The sequence below is a fragment of the Clostridia bacterium genome (assembly GCA_028698525.1).
Classification (GTDB): Bacteria; Bacillota; Clostridia; order JAQVDB01; family JAQVDB01; genus JAQVDB01.
Map to the genome: position 1 here is coordinate 1 of JAQVDB010000131.1, position 2,651 is coordinate 2,651.

The 2,651-nt window shown below is 36.5% G+C and carries 3 protein-coding genes; 2 read left to right on the forward strand and 1 reads right to left on the reverse strand.

The features are described 5' to 3' along the window. Positions 1–55: 55 nt before the first annotated feature. The gene (locus PHP06_11095) at positions 56–1,441 is read right to left on the reverse strand and encodes a transposase (protein ID MDD3841086.1); all 1,386 of its coding nucleotides are present in this window, start codon (positions 1,439–1,441) and stop codon (positions 56–58) included. A gap of 256 nt (positions 1,442–1,697) precedes the next feature. On the opposite strand from PHP06_11095, the gene PHP06_11100 reads away from it, so the two are divergent. Together PHP06_11100 and PHP06_11105 are read left to right on the forward strand one after the other, a co-directional pair. Further along, positions 1,698–2,138 carry a CBS domain-containing protein gene (locus PHP06_11100; protein MDD3841087.1) on the forward strand — a complete coding sequence of 147 codons (441 nt, stop codon included), beginning with the start codon at positions 1,698–1,700 and terminating at the stop codon, positions 2,136–2,138. 164 nt (positions 2,139–2,302) lie between these two features. Beyond that, the coding region (locus PHP06_11105) for a hypothetical protein (protein ID MDD3841088.1) at positions 2,303–2,651 on the forward strand (349 nt) is incomplete at its 3' end.

The window sequence follows — 2,651 nt, forward strand, 5'->3', positions numbered from 1 at the left end:
TTAACTCAACTTTCCCACCACTATTGTGGTGATGAACCTTGAAAAATGAATATAATCACGCAACCAACTGCAATCGATCTTTAAGATAGAAAGGCAGAGCATTGATTAATTGTTCAATGAGTTGCTGCGCTTGAATATCTGTCAGGACCGGAGCTTGTCTGAGAATGTCAATCATGGTGTCGATCAGCAGTTTAACTGCTTTCACATATTCGATATCTTTGACTTCGTCACAGAATCTAAAAAATATTTCACCCCATGTTCTCTCGTCATGTTCAAGGCGCACCGATTCAGCAATCATCATGTAGCGTAGAAACACAATAGATGTGGTGGCAATCTGTGCTTCATAGGAGCGACTCTGAGATTCTTTGCCAAGTGCCAGATAAGACTTGCACATTTTGAAGAAAACTTCAATATCCCATCGTTTCCCATATATGCGTACTGCTTCTTCGTTACTGATTTCCATGTCGGTACAAAGTATTGCCAGCCAAGCATCATCCTTGCGGTTAGTGTTTCTGACAAAGATAAGTTTTGCATTTATCCATTGATTGCTTGGACTATCCTTTTTAGCTCTAACGCTGACTCTGGCTGAGCCAATCACTGGATTGGAGGGATCTTTACACTTTTCTATCTGGCTGTAAATATCTCTGATATGACGCCATTTACCATTGAATCGATAATGGATTTTCTCAGTAATTCGCACCATGCCGATAACTTCTCGATTCATCGCCTTAATCGCTGATACTGTCTTGGGCATTGTAAACCAACTATCAAATAGAACATAGCGTGCCGGTATCTTCCTTGCTTCTCTCAGAAGATCCAAGACTACATCTGTTGTGTTAGATTGAGCCTGCAACCGACGTTTATGAGCCTGAGATCTCTTGTCACAATCCCTGGCGGGATAAAGCACATTTGCCTTCTTGGACGAACTTAGTAGACGAAAATTGACAGGAACAAATGAACTACCGTCAGTCCAGCCAATCGTTAGCATTCTGTAACCTTTCTGATACTTATGGCTTGTATGGTCAAAAACACGGCTCAGCAGTTCAACTTTCTTGCTGCGATTCTTACTAAAAAGAGAATCGTCAATAACCAATGCCGTAGCTCGTTTCTCGCTAGTAAGAGTATTGAAAAATGAGACTAGCTTAGTTGAAACAGCAAGTAAAAACTTCTCCCAATGAAATGCCTGATGATTGAGAAAACGATAGACAGTGTTTTTAGCAAAAGGGATTGAAGCATCCGTCTGCAGTGTTCGCCACAAATTCTTATGGTTAAAAACTAGACTGAATAATGTTTTTAGCAAAAGCATGCAACTGAATCCCTTGGTTTTATAAAACCCACATCTTTTCAGTAATTTTGAACTGATATAGCGTTTAAAGAAAAGATTAATCTGTGTGTTTAAAACCTGTTCATTATAATCTGAATCTGATATAATATTAGACATAGGAAACCTCCAAAGTGTTGGTATGACTGTTTTTGTGATGATTCAATTATACCATAACTGCGGCGGTTTTCCTTTCATAATTATTTCTAAGCGTGATTTTTTATATTCATTTTTCAAGGTTCATATTGCTTTTTCCAAGTGGGAAAGTTGAGATTCTAATAAAAAAAGAAAAAGATATTGTATAAAGAATAGTTATTATTCTTTAGGTCATTCTAATACTAGAATGTCCATTTTTATTGTAAAGGAGGGATTAATTTTGAAAGTTAAAGATATTATGACCACTAATGTAGCCGCCTTATCACCTGAAAATACTATTTTGGATGCAGCTAAACCTATGCAGACCCACAACATTGGATGCCTGCCTGTCTGTCAGACAGACGGAAAGGTGATAGGCATCCTAACAGATCGTGATATTGTAGTTAAAAATCTGGCTAATGATGGAGATCCTAAGACTACAATGGTAAAGGATGTAATGACAAAAAATGTTATTACGGCAGAATTAGAAACGGATGTTGAGACAGCAGCTGAATTAATGGCTTCAAATAAAATCAGAAGACTTCCTGTGCTGGAGAATGGTGCTCTTGTAGGTATGATAAGCATTGGTGATCTGGCAACAAGGCATATCTTCCAAAATGAAGCAGGTCAGGCTTTAGGCGAAATTTCTGAACCTTCAAGACCTATGAATATGATACAGTAATATGAATTTGTTAGTTGTTCAGGAATAATTTGGTTTCAGGCAGAGCATACTATAATTTGCCTTATAAAAAGAATCAAAGCTTTGTATAAGCTTTTGATTCTTTTTTCGAAAGGCGAAATTTTATAGTAATTGCTATTGATTCAATCAAAGGAGTATATATGATTATGTCTAATCTGGAACAACTTAAATTATATGCTGGGGAAATTGCAAAGCAGCATAAGATCCATGGTCCCAAAAGACGTTTTAGTATACAATTCCCCAAAATTAAAGAAGATAATGAAATAATTAAAAAAGCATATAAGTTTACAGATGAAGAAGTAAGATCAAAGAGTAATATCATCCCAGCGGCGGAATGGTTACTGGATAACTATTATTTGCTTGAAGAGCAATTTAAGGAGATACAATTAACTTTAGACAAAAAAAACTATCGTAAACTTCCTGTTTTAAAAACAGGAAATCATGTTGGTTTTCCAAGGGTTTATAGTATTGCTGCCGATATAACAGAATATCTTT

Excerpts from the sequence above, each read along its gene's own strand:
- PHP06_11095 (MDD3841086.1), bottom strand. The coding sequence starts at position 1,441 with ATGTCTAATATTATATCAGATTCAGATTATAATGAACAGGTTTTAAAC.